The 18,757-nt window shown below is 59.4% G+C and carries 16 protein-coding genes; 7 read left to right on the plus strand and 9 right to left on the minus strand.

Going from position 1 to position 18,757, the window contains the following annotated elements:
* Nucleotides 1-53: 53 nt before the first annotated feature.
* The 6 genes from cysG to AC07VO_RS25275 all read right to left on the minus strand — a co-directional run bounded on the left by cysG (nt 54) and on the right by AC07VO_RS25275 (nt 7,633).
* Nucleotides 54-1,448: a siroheme synthase CysG gene (cysG, locus tag AC07VO_RS25250; protein ID WP_018925531.1), complete on the minus strand. Its 1,395-nt coding sequence runs from the start codon at nt 1,446-1,448 to the stop codon at nt 54-56.
* The gene (serS, locus tag AC07VO_RS25255; RefSeq protein WP_018925530.1) at nt 1,449-2,729 is read right to left on the minus strand and encodes a serine--tRNA ligase; all 1,281 of its coding nucleotides are present in this window, start codon (nt 2,727-2,729) and stop codon (nt 1,449-1,451) included. It lies immediately after the preceding gene.
* Nucleotides 2,730-2,744: 15 nt separating this feature from the next.
* Nucleotides 2,745-3,119: a fluoride efflux transporter CrcB gene (crcB, locus tag AC07VO_RS25260; protein WP_007941127.1), complete on the minus strand. Its 375-nt coding sequence runs from the start codon at nt 3,117-3,119 to the stop codon at nt 2,745-2,747.
* On the minus strand, nt 3,119-4,441 hold the full coding sequence (locus tag AC07VO_RS25265) for a replication-associated recombination protein A (protein ID WP_064618782.1): 1,323 nt from the start codon (nt 4,439-4,441) through the stop codon (nt 3,119-3,121). Before AC07VO_RS25265 ends, crcB begins: the two co-directional genes overlap by 1 nt.
* Nucleotides 4,442-4,535: 94 nt before the next feature.
* Nucleotides 4,536-5,159 carry an outer membrane lipoprotein periplasmic chaperone LolA gene (lolA, locus tag AC07VO_RS25270; RefSeq protein WP_018925528.1) on the minus strand — a complete coding sequence of 208 codons (624 nt, stop codon included), beginning with the start codon at nt 5,157-5,159 and terminating at the stop codon, nt 4,536-4,538.
* Between the two features lie 68 nt (nt 5,160-5,227).
* Nucleotides 5,228-7,633, minus strand: a complete 2,406-nt coding sequence (locus tag AC07VO_RS25275) for a DNA translocase FtsK (protein WP_086944984.1) — start codon at nt 7,631-7,633, stop codon at nt 5,228-5,230.
* A 306-nt stretch (nt 7,634-7,939) separates the two neighbouring features.
* Between AC07VO_RS25275 and trxB the strand changes: the two genes are divergently transcribed.
* From trxB to infA, 4 genes are all read left to right on the plus strand, one after another.
* The gene (gene trxB, locus AC07VO_RS25280) at nt 7,940-8,899 is read left to right on the plus strand and encodes a thioredoxin-disulfide reductase (protein ID WP_018925527.1); all 960 of its coding nucleotides are present in this window, start codon (nt 7,940-7,942) and stop codon (nt 8,897-8,899) included.
* A gap of 67 nt (nt 8,900-8,966) precedes the next feature.
* Complete coding sequence (gene aat / locus AC07VO_RS25285; RefSeq protein ID WP_018925526.1) at nt 8,967-9,647, plus strand: leucyl/phenylalanyl-tRNA--protein transferase; 681 nt, start codon at nt 8,967-8,969, stop codon at nt 9,645-9,647.
* A gap of 87 nt (nt 9,648-9,734) precedes the next feature.
* On the plus strand, nt 9,735-10,442 hold the full coding sequence (locus tag AC07VO_RS25290; RefSeq protein WP_018925525.1) for an arginyltransferase: 708 nt from the start codon (nt 9,735-9,737) through the stop codon (nt 10,440-10,442).
* Between the two features lie 100 nt (nt 10,443-10,542).
* Nucleotides 10,543-10,761, plus strand: coding sequence for a translation initiation factor IF-1 (infA, locus tag AC07VO_RS25295; RefSeq protein WP_002553999.1), 219 nt, complete (start codon nt 10,543-10,545; stop codon nt 10,759-10,761).
* A 143-nt stretch (nt 10,762-10,904) separates the two neighbouring features.
* Here the strand turns inward: infA and clpA are convergent, their stop codons facing one another.
* Both clpA and clpS read right to left on the minus strand, forming a co-directional pair.
* Nucleotides 10,905-13,175, minus strand: coding sequence for an ATP-dependent Clp protease ATP-binding subunit ClpA (gene clpA, locus AC07VO_RS25300; protein ID WP_018925524.1), 2,271 nt, complete (start codon nt 13,173-13,175; stop codon nt 10,905-10,907).
* 30 nt (nt 13,176-13,205) lie between these two features.
* Nucleotides 13,206-13,568, minus strand: a complete 363-nt coding sequence (gene clpS, locus AC07VO_RS25305; protein WP_015094394.1) for an ATP-dependent Clp protease adapter ClpS — start codon at nt 13,566-13,568, stop codon at nt 13,206-13,208.
* 224 nt (nt 13,569-13,792) lie between these two features.
* On the opposite strand from clpS, the gene AC07VO_RS25310 reads away from it, so the two are divergent.
* The gene (locus AC07VO_RS25310) at nt 13,793-14,080 is read left to right on the plus strand and encodes a cold shock domain-containing protein (RefSeq protein ID WP_086944985.1); all 288 of its coding nucleotides are present in this window, start codon (nt 13,793-13,795) and stop codon (nt 14,078-14,080) included.
* 86 nt (nt 14,081-14,166) lie between these two features.
* Here the strand turns inward: AC07VO_RS25310 and icd are convergent, their stop codons facing one another.
* Nucleotides 14,167-15,423: an NADP-dependent isocitrate dehydrogenase gene (gene icd, locus AC07VO_RS25315; RefSeq protein ID WP_019580084.1), complete on the minus strand. Its 1,257-nt coding sequence runs from the start codon at nt 15,421-15,423 to the stop codon at nt 14,167-14,169.
* 506 nt (nt 15,424-15,929) lie between these two features.
* Here icd and AC07VO_RS25320 point away from each other — a divergent pair.
* Nucleotides 15,930-18,155 carry an NADP-dependent isocitrate dehydrogenase gene (locus tag AC07VO_RS25320; RefSeq protein WP_018925521.1) on the plus strand — a complete coding sequence of 742 codons (2,226 nt, stop codon included), beginning with the start codon at nt 15,930-15,932 and terminating at the stop codon, nt 18,153-18,155.
* Nucleotides 18,156-18,282: 127 nt separating this feature from the next.
* The gene (locus tag AC07VO_RS25325; RefSeq protein WP_018925520.1) at nt 18,283-18,729 is read left to right on the plus strand and encodes an NUDIX hydrolase; all 447 of its coding nucleotides are present in this window, start codon (nt 18,283-18,285) and stop codon (nt 18,727-18,729) included.
* The last annotated feature ends 28 nt before the right edge of the window (nt 18,730-18,757 follow it).

An 18,757-nucleotide genomic window follows, 5' to 3' on the forward strand; every position in this document is an offset into this window, starting at 1 on the left:
CCCACGCTCTGCGTGGGAACGATCACAACGGGGGCAAGCCCCCTCGCCACAGGTCAGACCTGCGCCTGAGCCCCTTCGAACCACGCCAGTTTCTCGCGCAGTTGCACCACTTCCCCAACGATCACCAGTGTTGGCGCATGCACTTCATGCTCCGCCACCAGCCGTGGCAGGTCGGCCAGGGTGCCGGTAAATACCCGCTGATTGACCGTGGTGCCCTGCTGGATCAACGCCGCCGGGGTATCAGCCGCGCGACCGTGCTTGATCAACTGCTCGCAGATGATCGGCAAGCCCACCAGCCCCATGTAAAACACCAGGGTTTGCGCCGGCGCGACCAGGTCGGCCCACGGCAAATCGGTGGAACCGTCCTTGAGGTGCCCGGTGACAAACCGCACTGACTGCGCGTAATCGCGGTGAGTCAGCGGAATCCCGGCATACGCCGCGCAACCGCTGGCAGCGGTAATGCCCGGCACGACCTGGAACGGGATGCCATGGGCCGCCAGTTCTTCGATCTCTTCGCCGCCACGCCCGAAAATGAACGGATCGCCACCCTTCAAGCGCACCACGCGCTTGCCGGACTTGGCCAGATCCACCAGATGCTGGTTGATCTGTTCCTGAGGCACGGCGTGATCGGCGCGGCGCTTGCCGACGTAGACCCGCTCGGCATCACGACGGCACAAATCCAGAATCGCCGGCGCCACCAGACGGTCATACAGCACCACGTCGGCTTGCTGCATCAGGCGCAAGGCACGGAAGGTCAACAGGTCGGGATCACCCGGCCCGGCGCCCACCAGATAAACCTCGCCGGTGGCGACAGGCGCCTCGCCATTGATTTTCGCCAGCATCAAGCGCTCGGCCTCGGCGCCCTGCCCGGCCAGTTGTCGGTCGGCAATCGGTCCCTGGAACACATCCTCCCAGAACGCCCGACGCTGCTGCACATCCGGAAACAGGCCTTTGACCTGGTTGCGGAAACGCGCCGCCAGACCGGCCAGTTGACCGTAAGTGGAAGGAATCCAGGTTTCCAGCTTGGCGCGAATCAACCGCGCCAGCACCGGTGCATCACCGCCACTGGACACGGCAATGATCAGCGGCGAACGGTCGACGATCGCCGGGAAGATCACGCTGCACAGGGCCGGCGCGTCCACCACGTTGACCGGCACGCAACGCCGATGTGCATCGGCGGAGACTTGCGCGTTCAGCGGTTCATCGTCGGTGGCGGCGATGATCAGCCCGCAACCGTCCAGATCCGCCTCGACGTAGCCACGCACCAGGCACTCGCCGCCGCTGCCAGCTACCAGCTCACGCAACTGCGGTTCGATTTCAGGCGCGACCACACGCAGCAGCGCACCGGCTTCGGCCAGCAGGCGGGATTTGCGCAAGGCAATCTCCCCCCCGCCGACGACCAACACACGACTGCCGCGAAGGTTATGGAACAGCGGCAGATAGTCCATTTAGCCGATGACCTCAAGGCCACCCATGTACGGCTTGAGCACTTCAGGGACACGGATCGAACCGTCGGCCTGCTGATAGTTCTCGAGTACCGCCACCAGGGTACGACCGACCGCCAGGCCGGAACCGTTCAGGGTGTGCACCAGCTCAGGCTTGCCTGTTTCCGGGTTGCGGAAACGCGCTTGCATACGGCGGGCCTGGAAGTCGCCACAGTTGGAGCACGACGAAATCTCGCGATACTTGTCCTGGCTCGGAATCCACACTTCCAGGTCGTAGGTCTTGACCGCGCTGAAGCCCATGTCGCCGGTGCACAGCGCCAGGGTGCGGTATGGCAGCTCCAGCAGTTGCAGGACTTTCTCGGCGTTGGCGGTCAGGTTTTCCAGCGCTTGCATCGAGGTCGACGGCTCAACGATCTGGACCATCTCGACCTTGTCGAACTGGTGCTGACGGATCATCCCGCGAGTGTCGCGACCCGACGCGCCAGCCTCGCTGCGGAAGCACGGCGTGTGTGCCACGAACTTGATCGGCAGCAGTTTCGAATCGACGATTTCGCCAGCCACAATGTTGGTCAGCGACACCTCAGCGGTCGGAATCAGGTACAGATCGGCTTCGCCGTCGCGGCTGATCTTGAACAGGTCTTCTTCGAATTTCGGCAACTGACCGGTGCCCTGCAGGGCCGGCGCTTGTACCAGATAAGGCGTGTAAGCTTCTTCGTAACCGTGTTCGTTGATGTGCAGGTTGATCATGAACTGCGCCAGTGCACGGTGCAGGCGAGCAATCGGGCCGCGCAGCAGGGCGAAACGGGCGCCGGACAGTTTGGCGGCGGTTTCGAAATCCAGCCAGCCGAACTTCTCACCCAGGGCCACGTGGTCCTGAACCGGGAAGTCGAACGCCTTCGGCGTGCCCCAACGGCGCACTTCAACGTTACCTTCTTCATCATCGCCGACCGGCACCGATTCGTGCGGCAGGTTCGGAATGCCCAGCAGGATCGAATCCAGCTCGGTCTGGATCGCGTCCAGCTCGACTTTACCGGCGCTCAACTCGCCCGCCATGCGCTCGACATCCGCCATCAGCGGCGCGATGTCTTCGCCGCGCTGCTTGGCCTGGCCGATGGATTTGGAGCGCGCGTTACGTTCAGCCTGCAGAGCTTCGGTGCGGGTCTGGACGGTCTTGCGCTGTTCTTCCAGCGCTTCGATGCGCGCAACATCCAGGGCAAAGCCACGGGATGCCAGGCGGTCCGCTACGTCCTGAAGGTTGCTACGTAACAGTTTGGAATCGAGCATGTCGGTTTCTCGTTATCAAAGTTTGGTCAAGGACAGGCCAGCCCAGGTGGCGAGCAGCCCGCCGAATACGCTGATGGCCGCATAGCCCAAGGCCAGCGGCACTTGCCCGGTTTCCAGCAGGCGCACCGTATCCAGTGAAAAGGATGAAAAAGTCGTCAGCCCCCCGAGGAAGCCAACGATCAACCCGGCGCGTACCGCAAACGATACCTCCGGGCGAATCAAAAACAGGCCGTATAGAACGCCGATCAGCAAACAGCCCACGATATTAACGGCCAGCGTCGCGGTATAGAAGTGCCGCGGCCAATTCGCGTTGATCCAGTTACCGGTGGCGAAGCGCAACAGCGTGCCGGCGACACCACCGACAGAAACCGCAACAATCAAGGGAATCACTATTTTCTCCGCTGTCGGGGGCTTAGACGGTCAAGCTGCGCGAGGTGGTTGAGCTTTTCGCCGATCTTCAGCTCCAGGCCGCGGGGCACGGGTTGATAGAACCGTTGAGGCTCCAACTCGTCCGGGAAGTAATCTTCGCCAGCGGCGTAGGCATCCGGTTCATCGTGGGCGTAACGATACTCATCGCCATAGCCCAATTGCTTCATCAACTTGGTCGGCGCATTGCGCAGGTGCAGCGGCACCTCCAGCGAACCGTGTTCGGTAGCGCTGCGCATCGCGGCCTTGAAGCCCATGTACACCGCGTTGCTTTTTGGCGCGCAAGCCAGATAGGTAATGGCCTGGGCCACCGCCAATTCGCCTTCGGGGCTGCCGAGGCGCTCCTGCACTTCCCACGCCGCCAGGCACAGGCTCAGGGCGCGGGGGTCGGCGTTGCCGATGTCTTCGCTGGCCATGCGCACCACGCGTCGGGCCAGGTACAGCGGGTCGCAGCCGCCGTCGATCATTCGCGCGAACCAGTACAGCGCGCCATCAGGGTTGGAACCGCGTACCGATTTATGCAGCGCGGATATCTGGTCGTAGAAGGCTTCGCCGCCCTTGTCGAAACGCCGCCGGGTGTCGCCGAGCAGGCTTTGCAGCAGGTCGATGCCGATTTCGCTGTGGTCTTCGGCCAGGTCCGAGGCATTTTCCAACAGGTTGAGCAGACGCCGGCCATCGCCATCGGCGGCGGACAGCAGCATCTGGAAGCCCTCGTCGCTGAGGGTCAGTTGCCGCTTGCCCAGCCCACGCTCTTCGGTCAGCGCGCGATGCACCAGCTTGCGCAGGGCGGCTTCGTCGAGGCTTTTGAGCACATAGACACGCGCCCGGGACAGCAGCGCGTTGTTGAGTTCGAACGAGGGGTTTTCCGTGGTCGCGCCGATGAAAATCAGCGTGCCGTCTTCAACGTATGGCAGGAACGCATCCTGCTGGGACTTGTTGAAGCGATGCACTTCGTCGACGAACAGGATGGTGCGTTTACCGTACTGCCCGGCCTGCTGCTTGGCGACTTCCACCGCCTGACGAATCTCTTTGACCCCGGCCAGCACCGCCGAAACCGTTTCGAAGTGCGCATCCGAGACTTCCGCCAGCAGCCGCGCCAGGGTGGTTTTACCCACGCCCGGTGGCCCCCAGAAAATCATCGAGTGCAGGGCACCCTGCTCCAGGGCTTCGCGCAAAGGTTTGCCGCGAGCGAGCACGTGTTCCTGACCGACGTACTCGTCCAGATTGGCCGCACGCAAACGGGCGGCCAAGGGCTGAGCAATCGGGGCACTGCGAAACAGGTCCATCACGTACTTTTAAAACCTCGAGTCAATTCTCAAGTTTGGCGAACACCCTGTGACAAGAGCAGCCCCCTCGCCACACAAGCCCGCTTCTACAGGTTTACTCCTGGATCACATCGGCACCCTTGGGGATGTCGAACTTGAACTTGGAGGCCGGGATCGGCTCGTTGGCCTTCACGCCGGTGAACAGGATGTTGGTGCGCTGGCCGACGCTGTCGATCATCTGCATATCATTGACCAGACCATTGCGGAACGACAGGCGCAGGCTGTCGAACAAGGTGTCCTTGGTTTTCGGCTTCAGGGTGAAGTCGATCACGCCGCCGGCTTCCTTGGCGCTGATGTCAAAGCTCTGGCTGATCTTGGACACGTCACCGGACAGCAACAACGCCGGGGTCTGGGTCAGACGCTGATCAAGAGTCTTGATGGTGGCCTGTTCCAGATCCGGGTCCCACAGGGTCACTTTCTTACCGTCCGAGACCATGGTTTGCTCGGCCGGCGCGTTGGTGTGCCAGTAGAACAGGCCCGGGCGCTGCAAGGACATTTCACCTGCAGTTTCTTGTAACTGGGTGCCGCTGCCATCGAGGGTCAGCTGGGAGAAGCGCGCGGTCAGGGTCTGGGATTTTTCCAGCAGTTGAGTCAGACGCGCCACGTCCTTGTCGTCGGCGTGGGCCGAGAGCGTGGTCAGAGCCAGTACCGGCAGCAACAGCATGCGGATAAGACGCATGGGAGTCCTCATAAACATTCGTGGGAGTGCGGGCGGCGTCTCAAGACGCCGCCCCTTTCAATACCGGATCAGTCGCGCACCGGGCCAGGGGCCAGGACTTCACGCGAGCCGTTGGTGTTCATGGACGTCACGACCCCGGCCATTTCCATGGCTTCGATCATGCGCGCCGCGCGGTTGTAGCCGATTTTCAGCTTGCGCTGAACCGCGGAGATGGACGCACGGCGGCTTTCCAGGACGAACTGCACCGCTTCGTCGTAGAGCGCATCGGTTTCGGCATCATCGTCACCACCACCGCCGCCGTTTTCAAAGCCGCTACCGGCTTCTTCGACACCGGCCAGGATGTCATCGTTGTATTCCGGCGCGCCGCGCAGTTTCCAGGCTTCAACCACCCGGTGCACCTCGTCATCGGACACGAATGCGCCGTGAACACGAATCGGCAGGCTGGTGCCCGGCGGCATGTACAACATATCACCGTGGCCCAGCAGTTGTTCGGCGCCGCCCTGGTCGATGATGGTCCGCGAATCGATCTTGCTCGATACCTGGAACGCCATACGGGTCGGGATGTTCGCCTTGATCAGACCGGTGATCACATCCACCGACGGACGCTGGGTCGCGAGGATCAAGTGGATACCCGCCGCACGCGCCTTCTGCGCGATACGCGCGATCAGCTCTTCAACCTTCTTGCCGACGATCATCATCATGTCGGCGAATTCGTCGACCACCACGACGATGGTCGGCAGCTTCTGCAGCAGCGGTGCCTCATCGTGGATGCTTTCGCGCTTGTACAGCGGATCGCTCAACGGCTCGCCGGCGTCCTGGGCTTCCTTGACCTTGGCATTGAAGCCCGACAGGTTACGCACGCCCATCTTCGCCATCAGTTTGTAGCGCCGTTCCATCTCGGCGACGCTCCAGCGCAAGGCGTTGGCGGCGTCCTTCATGTCGGTGACCACAGGGCACAGCAAGTGCGGGATGCCTTCGTAGATCGACAGCTCAAGCATTTTCGGGTCGATCATGATCAGCTTGGCGTCTTCTGGGCCAGACTTGAACAGAATCGACAGGATCATCGCGTTCACACCCACCGACTTACCGGAACCGGTCGTACCGGCCACCAGCAAGTGGGGCATTTTCGCCAAGTCAGTGATGACCGGTTTGCCGCCGATGTCGTGACCCAGGGCCAAGGTGACCGGAGACTTGAAGTTATCGTACTCGGGGGTCGACAAGACCTCGGAGAACCGCACGATCTGCCGGTCTTCGTTAGGGATCTCGATACCGACCGTGGTCTTGCCCGGAATCACTTCCACCACGCGCACGCTGGTCACGGCCAGGGAACGGGCCAGGTCTTTCGCCAGGTTGGCGATACGGCTGACTTTCACCCCGGCGGCAGGCTGGATTTCGTAACGGGTAATGACCGGACCCGGGTGAATCGAATCCACCGAGACTTCGACGCCGAATTCCTTGAGCTTGATCTCCAGCAAGTGGCCGACGGCCGCCAGGGATTCAGGCGAATAATTGAGTTGTTTCTTTTCCGCCGGGTCGAGAATCGAAATCGGCGGCAAGGTGCCTTCCACGGCGCTGTCGACGAACAACGGCGCCTGTTTCTCTTTTTCCACGCGCTTGCTCGGAGCGGCCGGCTTCGGCGGTGCGGGAGCAATCACCGGCGGCACCTGCTTTTCACGCTCGGACATGTGCTTGCTCAGGGCCTGCTCGCGCTCGATCAGGCGCTCCTTGACTTTGGCCTGCTCACGTTTATCGGTGACCGTCGGCGCAACCACGTCATGCACGCGATCGTCGACCTCACGCAGCTGGGCGACCAGTTGCTTGCGTTCGGTACGGGCTGCCCACCAGCGATTGGCCGCGCCCTGAAACAATTCGAACAAATCGAGGGTGATCTTGCCGGTGACGTCCATCACCTTGAACCACGACAGATCGGTGAATACCGTCAGGCCGAACAGGAACAGCGCAATGAACAACAGCGTGCTGCCCTGAATGTTCAGCGCATTCTTCGCCAGGTCGCCGAGGCTTTCACCCAAAGCGCCGCCGGCGCCGGCCGGCAGACCGGTCGCCGCATGGAAATGGATATGGGCCAGCGCCGCGCCCGACAGCACCAGAAACACCAGGCCGATCAGGCGCCAGGAAAACAGCCAGCCGCTCCACTGCCATGGCTCGTGGCGCTGACGGAAGATCTGATAGGCCTTGATCGCCAGCAATAGCGGGAAAATGTAGGCGAAGTAACCCAGGACCATGAACAGGATGTCGGCGCTGTAAGAACCGGCAGGCCCGCCGAAGTTCTGTACATCGTCGATCTTGCTGTTATGGCTCCAGCCCGGATCGTCCTTGCCATAGGTCAACAAGGCCATCATCAGGAACAGGCACAAGGCGCCGATGGCGATCAATGCACCTTCCTTGAGCCGGTAGTGCAATTGCTGGCGCCAGAGCGGAACGACTGTTTTAGGTGCTGCGGTGGATTTCTTCAAAACGCTTCTTTTCCTGCGCCCTTGGCGCGTCCATCTGTTGAATGACTATAAAAACTGCCCAATCCAGGCAGGTAAAAAAGTTAACAGTCCCAACCGGGACTACTTTTAACACTGTGCCCCGGCTTTTCGAAATACGGCACGCAGCGCTTTTTTGATACAAACACTGTTACAAGCGGGCATTGTACGGGTTTGTTCGCCCAATGCCATGCTTGAGACCCTTGGCTCCAGCATAGCCAACAGCACAATACGCGCAGTCCAATTTGAGCATGCATTCTCTTTTGTGACAAAGGCTTATGAGGTGTTTTTATGAGTGAAGCGAAGCATTCCCGCCTGATCATTCTGGGTTCCGGCCCTGCCGGTTACAGCGCAGCCGTTTATGCCGCTCGCGCCAACCTCAAACCCGTTGTCATTACCGGCATACAGGCCGGTGGCCAGCTGACCACTACCGTCGAAGTCGACAACTGGCCCGGCGACGTCGAAGGCCTGACTGGCCCGGTGCTGATGGAACGCATGCAGAAACACGCCGAACGCTTCGACACCGAGATCGTTTACGACCACATCCATACCGCCAAGTTGCAACAGCGCCCGTTCGAGCTCATCGGCGACAGCGGCACCTACACCTGCGATGCGCTGATTATCGCCACCGGCGCTTCGGCCCAATACCTGGGGCTGCCATCGGAAGAAGCCTTTGCCGGCAAAGGGGTTTCGGCCTGCGCCACCTGCGATGGTTTCTTCTATCGCAACCAGGTGGTCGCAGTGGTCGGCGGCGGCAACACCGCGGTGGAAGAAGCCCTGTACCTGTCGAACATCGCCAAGGAGGTTCATCTGATTCACCGTCGCGACAAACTGCGTTCGGAGAAGATCCTGCAGGACAAGCTCTTCGAAAAAGCCGCCAACGGCAATATCCGCCTGCACTGGAACCAGAACCTGGACGAAATACTCGGTGACGCCAGCGGCGTGACCGGCGCCCGCCTGCGTCACAGCCATACCGGCGAAACCGCTGAACTGTCGCTGGCCGGCGTGTTCATCGCCATCGGCCACAAACCCAACACCGACCTGTTCCAGGGCCAGCTGCAGATGCGCAACGGCTACCTGCTGGTCAAGGGCGGCAGCGAAGGCGACGCCACCGCCACCGCCATCCAGGGTGTATTCGCCGCCGGCGACGTGGCCGACCACGTTTACCGCCAGGCAGTGACCTCTGCCGGAGCCGGTTGCATGGCTGCGCTGGATGCCGAGAAGTATCTCGATGACATTCCCGGCGTTTGACGGTTAACCTTCTATCTGGCGGGTTTATCGCCCGCCACCGCCCTCCCCTTCTGCAAGCCCGGATGCCATGCTGACTTGGTTACAACGCAATACCCTGACTTTTCCGCCGCTGGAAAAAGCCATGCGCGACCCCAACGGACTGCTGGCCGCGGGCGGCGATCTGTCCGCCGACCGTCTGATTCAGGCGTATCGCCATGGCTGCTTTCCGTGGTTCTCGGAAGGCCAACCGATTCTCTGGTGGTCACCGGATCCGCGCACGGTGCTGTTTCCCGACGAACTGCATGTCTCCCGCAGCCTGAATAAACTGCTGCGCCAACAACGCTATCAAGTGACCTTCGATCGGGATTTTGCCGCGGTCATCAGCGCCTGCGCCGCGCCGCGCGAGTACGCCGATGGCACCTGGATCACCCAAGCGATGCAGGACGCCTACGTCGAACTGCACAGGCGCGGCTACGCCCATTCGGTGGAGGTCTGGGACGATGGCGTGCTGGTCGGCGGGCTCTACGGCCTGGCCATGGGACAGCTGTTTTTCGGTGAGTCGATGTTCAGCCGCGCCGACAACGCCTCCAAATATGGCTTTGCCACGCTGGTGCGACATCTGAAAGACTCAGGTTTTGTGCTGATCGATTGCCAGATGCCTACCGATCATCTGCATAGCCTGGGCGCCCGAGCGATTCCCCGCACCGAGTTTGCCGGCTACCTTGCCCGGCACCTGGATCAACCCGGTCGTGCCACCTGGGTTTGCTGAGCGACATTGGCCCGTGTGGCTTACACTTAATGCGGGGAGACGAATTGAGAAAGTCCCCTTATCAAAAGTTTATCCCGAGGGTTGATCATGACCGAGTTGGCGCGTTTGAAGTTCTATGCCACTCAGCCCCACTCTTGCAGTTATCTGCCCGAGGAGCAGGCCACTACGCTGTTCCTCGATCCCAGTCAGCCCATGGATGTGCATGTCTACGCAGATCTGTCGGAAATGGGCTTTCGTCGCAGTGGTGATCATCTCTACCGGCCCCATTGCCAGAATTGCAATGCGTGCGTACCGGCGCGTATTCCTGTGGCGCAATTTACCCCCAACCGTCAGCAGAAACGCATTCTCAAACGCAATGCCGACTTGCAGGTACGCCCGGCCCGACCAACGTTCAGCGAGGAGTATTTCGACCTCTACCAGCGCTACATCGAACAACGCCACGCCGACGGCGATATGTATCCGCCGAGTCGCGATCAGTTCTCGACCTTCCTGGTGCGTGACCTGCCGTTCTCCCGCTTCTACGAATTTCGTCTCGAAGGCCGACTGGTGGCGGTGGCCGTCACCGACTTGCTGCCCAATGGCCTGTCAGCGGTGTACACCTTCTACGAGCCCGGCGAGGAGCGTCGCAGCCTGGGGCGTTACGCGATTCTCTGGCAGATTGCCGAAGCCGGGCGCCTGGGGCTGGAAGCGGTCTATCTCGGCTACTGGATCAAAAACTGCAAAAAAATGAGCTACAAGACCCAATATCGCCCTATCGAACTGCTGATTAATCAACGTTGGGTCATCCTGAACTAGAACCCCTTGGCTTAAACCCCACTTTTCGGGCACAATGCACGCCGCTTTTGCCTGGCGCAGTTGCACCGGGCCATTCATTGGACACCGAGGGCTTTACTGCATGTCGAAAGAAGACAGCTTCGAAATGGAAGGCACTGTCGTCGACACCCTGCCCAACACCATGTTTCGTGTGGAGTTGGAAAATGGGCACGTCGTAACCGCGCATATCTCCGGCAAGATGCGCAAGAACTACATTCGTATTCTTACCGGCGACAAAGTGCGCGTCGAGCTGACGCCCTATGACTTGAGCAAAGGGCGCATCACCTACCGCGCTCGCTAATCAAGTCAATACAAAACGCCCGGCTATGCCGGGCGTTTTTGTGTGCGGATCGTTCCCATCGTTCCCACGCTCTGCGCGGGAACGATCATGGCAGACAGCAAAAAGGCGCCTTTCGGCGCCTTTTGGCTTTGTTGCGGTTAACGTCAGGCCATTTCAGCCGTGGTCTCGAACTCGAAGGTCAGCTCGCCATCCTTGATGTCGATGTGCACCACACCGCCATGTTCGGCCAGTTCGCCAAAGAGAATCTCCTCCGCCAGCGGACGCTTGATCTTGTCCTGAATCAAGCGCGCCATTGGTCGAGCACCCATGGTCACGTCGTAACCACCGGCCGCCAGCCAGCTGCGAGCAGCGTCGGTGACTTCCAGCAGCACACGCTTGTCTTCCAGCTGCGCCTGAAGCTCGGTAAGGAACTTGTCCACCACGCTTTTGATGACCTCATGGCTGAGGCGACCAAACTGGATAATGGTGTCCAGACGGTTGCGGAATTCCGGCGTGAAGCTCTTCTTGATCACTTCCATCGCATCGGACGAGTGGTCCTGATAGGTGAAACCGATCGAAGCACGCGCTGCAGTCTCGGCACCGGCGTTGGTCGTCATGATGACGATCACGTTACGGAAATCTGCCTTGCGCCCGTTGTTATCGGTCAGCGTACCGTGGTCCATGACCTGCAACAGCAGGTTGAAGACTTCCGGATGCGCCTTCTCGATTTCATCGAGCAACAATACGCAGTGAGGCTGCTTGGTGATGGCTTCGGTCAGCAGACCGCCCTGGTCGAACCCGACATAGCCTGGAGGCGCACCGATCAGCCGCGATACGGTGTGGCGCTCCATGTACTCGGACATGTCGAAGCGAACCAGCTCGACCCCCAACGCCTTGGCCAGCTGCCGCGCAGCTTCGGTTTTACCGACGCCGGTCGGGCCCGCGAACAGGAACGAACCGACGGGCTTGTCAGGCGACTTGAGGCCGGCACGGGACAGCTTGATCGCGGTCGACAGTGAGTCGATCGCCGCATCCTGGCCGAATACCGTGAGCTTCAGGTCACGCTCAAGGTTACGCAGCAACTCTTTGTCGGAACTGGTGACGTGTTTTGGCGGAATTCGCGCGATTTTCGCAACGATATCCTCGACCTGAGGCACTTCGATGCGTTTCACGCGCTTCTCGACTGGCTGCAGACGCTGATAGGCGCCCGCCTCGTCGATGACGTCGATGGCCTTGTCCGGCATGTGCCGATCATTGATGTAACGCGAGGCCAGTTCAGCAGCGGCGCGCAGGGCTTCATCACTGTATTCAATGTTGTGATGGAGCTCGAAACGCCCTTTCAGGCCACGCAGGATGCCAATGGTGTCTTCCACCGAAGGCTCCGACACATCGACCTTCTGGAAGCGCCGGGCCAAGGCACGGTCCTTCTCGAAGATCCCGCGGAATTCCTGGAACGTGGTCGAACCGATGCAACGGATATCGCCCGACGACAGCAACGGCTTGAGCAGGTTCGAGGCATCCATGACGCCACCGGACGCAGCGCCCGCACCGATGATGGTGTGAATCTCGTCGATGAACAGGATCGCCTGCGGACGTTTTTTCAGCTCATTGAGCAACGCCTTGAAGCGCTTCTCGAAATCGCCGCGGTATTTGGTTCCGGCCAGCAAGGCCCCCAGATCGAGGGAATACACCACGCTGTTGGCCAGCAGGTCCGGCACCTGGTTATCGACAATGCGTTTGGCCAGGCCTTCGGCAATCGCGGTTTTACCCACGCCCGCCTCGCCCACCAGCAGCGGATTGTTTTTGCGACGACGCGCCAGGATCTGCGCGACGCGCTCGACTTCGAGCTCACGGCCTACCAACGGATCGATACGACCCTGGCGCGCAAGTTCGTTGAGGTTGCTGGCATAAGCATCCAGAGGATTGCCTGAAGAAGAAGACTCACCGCCCTCGTCGTCCTGCATATCTTGTTCACCTTCAGAGTGATCGCCATGCCCCGGCACTTTGGAAATGCCATGGGCGATGTAGTTGACGACATCGATGCGCGCAACGCTCTGCTGTTTCAGCAGAAACACTGCCTGACTCTCTTGCTCACTGAAGATCGCGACCAGCACGTTGGCGCCAGTCACTTCGCGTTTGCCCGAGCTCTGTACGTGAAAGACAGCACGTTGCAGTACACGCTGGAAGCCCAGGGTTGGCTGGGTTTCACGATCCTCGTCATGCAAGGGGATCAATGGCGTGGTGGAGTCGATGAACTCCTGCAGGTCATGCTTGAGTTTGTCGAGGTTTGCGCCGCAGGCACGCAAAACGGTAGCGGCAGCCTCATTATCCAATAGGGCCAGCAGCAGGTGTTCGACGGTCATGAATTCATGACGCTTCGAACGAGCCTCCTTGAAGGCTAGATTGAGGGTGACTTCGAGCTCGCGGTTTAACATAGCTTCACCTCATACCCAAGTGGTCGGCGATTAACCGTCCTTCTCGATTTCACAGAGTAGCGGATGCTGGCTTTCCCTGGCGTACTGGTTGACCTGCATGGCCTTGGTCTCGGCGATGTCGCGGGTAAACACTCCACATACTGCCCGTCCTTCTGTATGAACGGCCAGCATGACCTTGGTCGCCAGCTCGCGATTCAGGTTAAAAAACACCTCGAGCACTTCGACGACGAAATCCATCGGTGTGTAGTCATCGTTGAACAAAACCACCTTGTACATAGGCGGCGCCTGTAAAGCAGGCTTAGCCTCCTGAACAGCAATGCCTGCGGAATCGTCGTCGTGTAAATCAGGGCGATCCTGATTGAATGTTAGTCGAATCTGGCTGATTGCATGCATGGAAAGAAAGGTTCGTCAGTTGTGCAAATACAGTGGTGGGGGCGGCCATCAGCGATTTCAACTCCGACTGCCCGGTCACCTTGACTATCGGGAAAACGGTGTTACAACCAATAGAGCCCACAGTGGGTAAAAAAGGTCCGCGGAGTCAATCTATTTACAAGATTAGACTGCGGATTAACTGGATGATACTCCAGTGATGGAGTCTGTTGCAGAGGGATATGAGTATGGCTGTCGGTAAGGTGAAATGGTTCAACAATGCCAAGGGGTTCGGTTTCATTAACACCGACGCCGGAGAAGGTCGCGACGAGGATGGCAAGGATATCGATTTCTTTGCCCACTTTTCGGCAATCAAGATGGATGGATACAAGACCCTCAAGGCCGGGCAAGCCGTATACTTTGACATTATTCAAGGCCCCAAGGGGCTGCACGCCGTCAACATTACGGACAAAGTGGCCATTGACGCAGTAGCCGCCGCAGCCGCTACCAGCAGCCACGCCAAAGCCGTGAGCTGATTCATACCACCCAAGGCATCCAGTCATAATAAAACCGCCCGACTCGATCACTCGAGCCGGGCGGTTTTATTGCAGCCGCTCTTCGCTTACATGTGCGAGATCAGCGCATCACCGAAGCCCGAAGACGACACCAGTTTGGCACCGTCCATCAGACGCTCGAAGTCGTAGGTCACGGTTTTCGCACCAATGGCGCCATTGGTGCCCTTGATGATCAGATCGGCCGCTTCGGTCCAGCCCATGTGACGCAGCATCATTTCGGCGGACAGGATCAACGAACCCGGGTTGACCTGGTCCTTGCCGGCGTACTTCGGCGCGGTACCGTGGGTGGCTTCGAACATGGCCACGGTGTCGGACAGGTTCGCACCCGGCGCAATACCGATACCGCCCACTTCTGCCGCCAGGGCATCGGAGAGGTAGTCACCATTGAGGTTCAGGGTGGCGATCACATCGTACTCGGCCGGACGCAGCAGGATCTGCTGAAGCATGGCGTCGGCGATGGCGTCCTTGACGATGACGTTCTTGCCGGTTTTCGGGTTTTTGAACTGCATCCACGGACCGCCGTCGAGCAGGGTCGCGCCGAATTCTTCGGCAGCCACTTCGTAGGCCCATTCCTTGAAGGCACCTTCGGTGAACTTCATGATGTTGCCTTTGTGCACTATAGTCAGCGAGTCGCGGTCATTGTCGACCACATACTGCAGGGCCTTGCGCGCCAGACGCTTGGTGCCTTCCAGGGAAACCGGCTTGACGCCGATACCGCAATTCTGGTCGAAACGGATCTTGGTGACGCCCATTTCTTCTTTAAGGAACTTGATGACCTTGGTCGCTTCCGGCGAACCGGCCTTCCATTCGATACCGGCATAAATGTCTTCCGAGTTTTCGCGGAAGATGGTCATGTCGACGTCGCCTGGTTTCTTGACCGGGCTCGGCACGCCTTCGAACCAGCGCACCGGACGCAGGCACACATACAGGTCGAGTTGCTGGCGCAGCGCCACGTTCAGGGAACGGATGCCACCGCCGACCGGCGTGGTCAGAGGGCCCTTGATGGAAACCACGTAGTCCTTGACCGCGTCCAGGGTTTCCTGAGGCAGCCAGGTGTCCTGATCGTAAACCTGAGTCGCTTTCTCCCCGGCGTAGACTTCCATCCAGGAAATTTTGCGCTCGCCGCCGTAGGCCTTCTTAACAGCAGCATCGACAACCTTGATCATGACCGGGCTGATATCAACGCCAATACCATCGCCTTCAATGAAGGGAATGATCGGGTTGTTAGGAACATTGAGAGAATGGTCCGCGTTGACGGTGATTTTTTCGCCGACGGCTGGAACCTGAATCTTCTTGTATCCCATGCTGAACTCCATTGTTTGGATTGAACATCTGGCTTCGTCCGAGCGTACCCCAGTTGAATCGGCGCGCAAACCCTATGTTCCGTCCATCTGCCGCGAAGCTGCACAGTTCGTGACGTACAAGCCTGAAAGTAAAGGGAAAAGCGCCAAACTCAAGCACACCATACAAGGCTACTCCCCACGCCTGCCTGCGACCTTTAGACCAATGGACGAGAATCGTTGCATATGAACCATCGGCAGATTGCCAGCTACCTATGTATAATGCCGCCGCTGACCACAGAGTCACGACGGCCGACCTCTCTGCCACTGGAAATGTAGCCGAGACTCTGGGCCCGGAAAAGCAGGATTGTTACCGCAGTCCACCCGCTTGACGCTCGACCGATGCACCCAACATCACCGCAAAGAAACCTCGACATTCGGCTCATGGATGACTTTGAACGAACGCGCTTACCCGGCGCCCCTCGAGTTTCTATGCACGCTTTAGCAAAGAAGAGAGAGTTAATCCGAATATGCCCACCCGCTCGAAGATCATCTATACCTTCACCGACGAAGCCCCAGCCCTCGCCACCTATTCACTGTTGCCTATCGTAGAGGCCTTCACCGCCTCCGCTGATATCGCCGTTGAAACCCGCGATATCTCTCTTGCAGGGCGCATCCTGGCCAGCTTCCCCGAGCAATTGGGTGACAAAGCGGTAGCCGACCACCTCGCCGAACTGGGCGACCTGGCCGTTACACCTGAAGCCAACATCATCAAGCTACCGAACATCAGCGCTTCGGTTCCGCAACTGCAGGCCGCGATCAAAGAGTTGCAAGCCCAGGGCTATGCACTGCCGGACTACCCGGAAACCGTGACCAGCGACGCCGACAAAGAAGCCAAGGCCCGCTACGACAAGATCAAGGGCAGCGCCGTAAACCCGGTTCTGCGCGAAGGCAACTCCGATCGTCGTGCACCGCTGTCGGTCAAGAACTATGCGCGCAAGCACCCGCACAAAATGGGCGCCTGGGCCAAGGACTCCAAGTCCCACGTAGCCCACATGAGCACCGGCGATTTCTACGGCAGCGAAAAAGCTGCCCTGATTGACGCCGCTGACGCCGTTAAAATCGAACTGATCGCTCAAGACGGCACCACCACCGTCCTGAAAGAAAAAACCACCGTACAAGCCGGTGAGATCCTCGATTGCGCGGTCATGAGCAAAAACGCGCTGCGCAGCTTCATCGCAGCCGAGATCGAAGACGCCAAGGCCAAAGGCGTGCTGCTGTCGGTTCACCTCAAAGCCACCATGATGAAGGTCTCCGACCCGATCATGTTCGGCCAGATCGTTGCCGAGTTCTATAAAGACGCACTGGCCAAACACGCTGACGTGCTGGCGCAGATCGGCTTCAACCTGAACAACGGCATCGGCGACCTGTACGCTCGCATCAAGGCCTTGCCTGCCGAGCAACAAGCGCAGATCGAAGCGGACATCCAGGCGGTTTATGCCGTTCGCCCATCGTTGGCCATGGTCAACTCCGACAAAGGCATCACCAACCTGCACGTGCCGAGCGATGTCATCGTCGACGCCTCGATGCCGGCCATGATCCGTGACTCCGGCAAAATGTGGGGCACCGACGGCCAGTTGCACGACACCAAAGCGGTGATCCCGGATCGCTGCTACGCCACCATCTACCAGGCGGTGATCGAAGACTGCAAGGCAAACGGCGCCTTCGATCCGACCACCATGGGCAGCGTGCCGAACGTTGGCCTGATGGCGAAAAAAGCCGAAGAGTACGGCTCGCACGACAAGACGTTCCAGATCAAGGCCAACGGCGTTGTTCGTGTCACCGACAGCAAAGGCACCCTGCTGCTGGAACAGTCGGTTGAAGCCGGCGACATCTTCCGCATGTGCCAGACCAAAGACGCGCCGATCCAGGACTGGGTCAAACTGGCCGTCAACCGTGCTCGCGCAAGCAGCACTCCAGCGATTTTCTGGCTGGACCCAATGCGCGCCCACGACGGCGTAGTGATCGAGAAAGTTCAGGCCTACCTGAAGGATCACGACACTTCCGGCCTGGACATCCGCATCATGTCGCCAGTCGACGCGATGAAGTTCACCCTGGAGCGCACTCGCTCCGGCCTCGACACCATTTCGGTGACCGGCAACGTATTGCGCGACTACCTGACTGACCTGTTCCCGATCATGGAACTGGGCACCAGCGCCAAGATGCTGTCGATCGTTCCGCTGATGAATGGCGGCGGTCTGTTCGAAACCGGCGCTGGCGGTTCGGCACCGAAGCACGTTCAACAGCTGCTGGAAGAAAACTTCCTGCGCTGGGACTCCCTGGGCGAGTTCCTGGCCCTGGCCGCCTCCCTTGAGCATCTGGGTGTGACGTACAACAACCCTAAAGCGCTGGTGCTGGCCAAGACCCTGGATCAGGCCACTGGCCAGTTCCTGGACAACAACAAGTCGCCATCGCGTAAAGTCGGCAACATCGACAACCGCGGCAGCCACTTCTACCTGGCACTGTACTGGGCTCAAGCCCTGGCCGCCCAGACCGAAGACGCTGCACTGCAAGCGCAGTTTGGCGAACTGGCCAAAACCCTGACCGCGAACGAAGCAACCATCGTTGCCGAGCTCAACGCCGTTCAGGGCAAGCCAGTGGACATCGGCGGTTACTACCACGCCAATGCCGAGCTGATCAGCAAGGCCATGCGCCCGAGCGCAACCTTCAACGCTGCGATTGCTGCGTTGGTTTAAGGTTGTAAGGGAACATCACAAACCCCGGCCATGCGCCGGGGTTTGTGCTTTCAGCGTTGACAGCATTCAAATGTGAACACCGCCCCCCACAGGGAAAGCGCTTCAAATTCAACATCGAGGACATTTCATGGATTGGCTACCCCACATCACCGTCGCCACCATCGTCGAAGACAACGGTCGCTTCCTGATGGTCGAAGAATCCAAACACGGACGAACGGTGCTCAATCAGCCCGCCGGTCATCTGGACCCGGACGAAACCCTGATCGAGGCTGCCGTACGCGAAACCCTCGAAGAAACCGGCTGGGACGTCGAGCCAACCGGCGTAATAGGCATTTACCTCTACACCGCCCCGAGCAACGGAGTGACCTATCAACGCGTCTGCTTCACCGCCAAAGCGCTGAAACACCATCCCGACTATCAATTGGACGACGGTATTGTCGGCGCAAAATGGCTGACGCGTGACGAACTGCTGCAACAGCGCGCAAACTGGCGCAGTGAGCTGATCATCCGCTGCATCGATGATTATCTGGACGGTAAACACTTCAGCCTCGAGCTGATCCGCCCTTCTCTTTAGCCTTGCAGGCTTGAGCCTGCTAGAATCG

The organism is Pseudomonas sp. GW821-FHT03E01 (assembly GCF_059420765.1).

Excerpts from the sequence above, each read along its gene's own strand:
- cysG (WP_018925531.1), bottom strand. The coding sequence starts at position 1,448 with ATGGACTATCTGCCGCTGTTCCATAACCTTCGCGGCAGTCGTGTGTTG.
- serS (WP_018925530.1), bottom strand. The coding sequence starts at position 2,729 with ATGCTCGATTCCAAACTGTTACGTAGCAACCTTCAGGACGTAGCGGAC.
- AC07VO_RS25265 (WP_064618782.1), bottom strand. The coding sequence starts at position 4,441 with ATGGACCTGTTTCGCAGTGCCCCGATTGCTCAGCCCTTGGCCGCCCGT.
- lolA (WP_018925528.1), bottom strand. The coding sequence starts at position 5,159 with ATGCGTCTTATCCGCATGCTGTTGCTGCCGGTACTGGCTCTGACCACG.
- trxB (WP_018925527.1), top strand. The coding sequence starts at position 7,940 with ATGAGTGAAGCGAAGCATTCCCGCCTGATCATTCTGGGTTCCGGCCCT.
- aat (WP_018925526.1), top strand. The coding sequence starts at position 8,967 with ATGCTGACTTGGTTACAACGCAATACCCTGACTTTTCCGCCGCTGGAA.
- AC07VO_RS25290 (WP_018925525.1), top strand. The coding sequence starts at position 9,735 with ATGACCGAGTTGGCGCGTTTGAAGTTCTATGCCACTCAGCCCCACTCT.
- infA (WP_002553999.1), top strand. The coding sequence starts at position 10,543 with ATGTCGAAAGAAGACAGCTTCGAAATGGAAGGCACTGTCGTCGACACC.
- clpA (WP_018925524.1), bottom strand. The coding sequence starts at position 13,175 with ATGTTAAACCGCGAGCTCGAAGTCACCCTCAATCTAGCCTTCAAGGAG.
- clpS (WP_015094394.1), bottom strand. The coding sequence starts at position 13,568 with ATGCATGCAATCAGCCAGATTCGACTAACATTCAATCAGGATCGCCCT.
- AC07VO_RS25310 (WP_086944985.1), top strand. The coding sequence starts at position 13,793 with ATGGCTGTCGGTAAGGTGAAATGGTTCAACAATGCCAAGGGGTTCGGT.
- icd (WP_019580084.1), bottom strand. The coding sequence starts at position 15,423 with ATGGGATACAAGAAGATTCAGGTTCCAGCCGTCGGCGAAAAAATCACC.
- AC07VO_RS25320 (WP_018925521.1), top strand. The coding sequence starts at position 15,930 with ATGCCCACCCGCTCGAAGATCATCTATACCTTCACCGACGAAGCCCCA.
- AC07VO_RS25325 (WP_018925520.1), top strand. The coding sequence starts at position 18,283 with ATGGATTGGCTACCCCACATCACCGTCGCCACCATCGTCGAAGACAAC.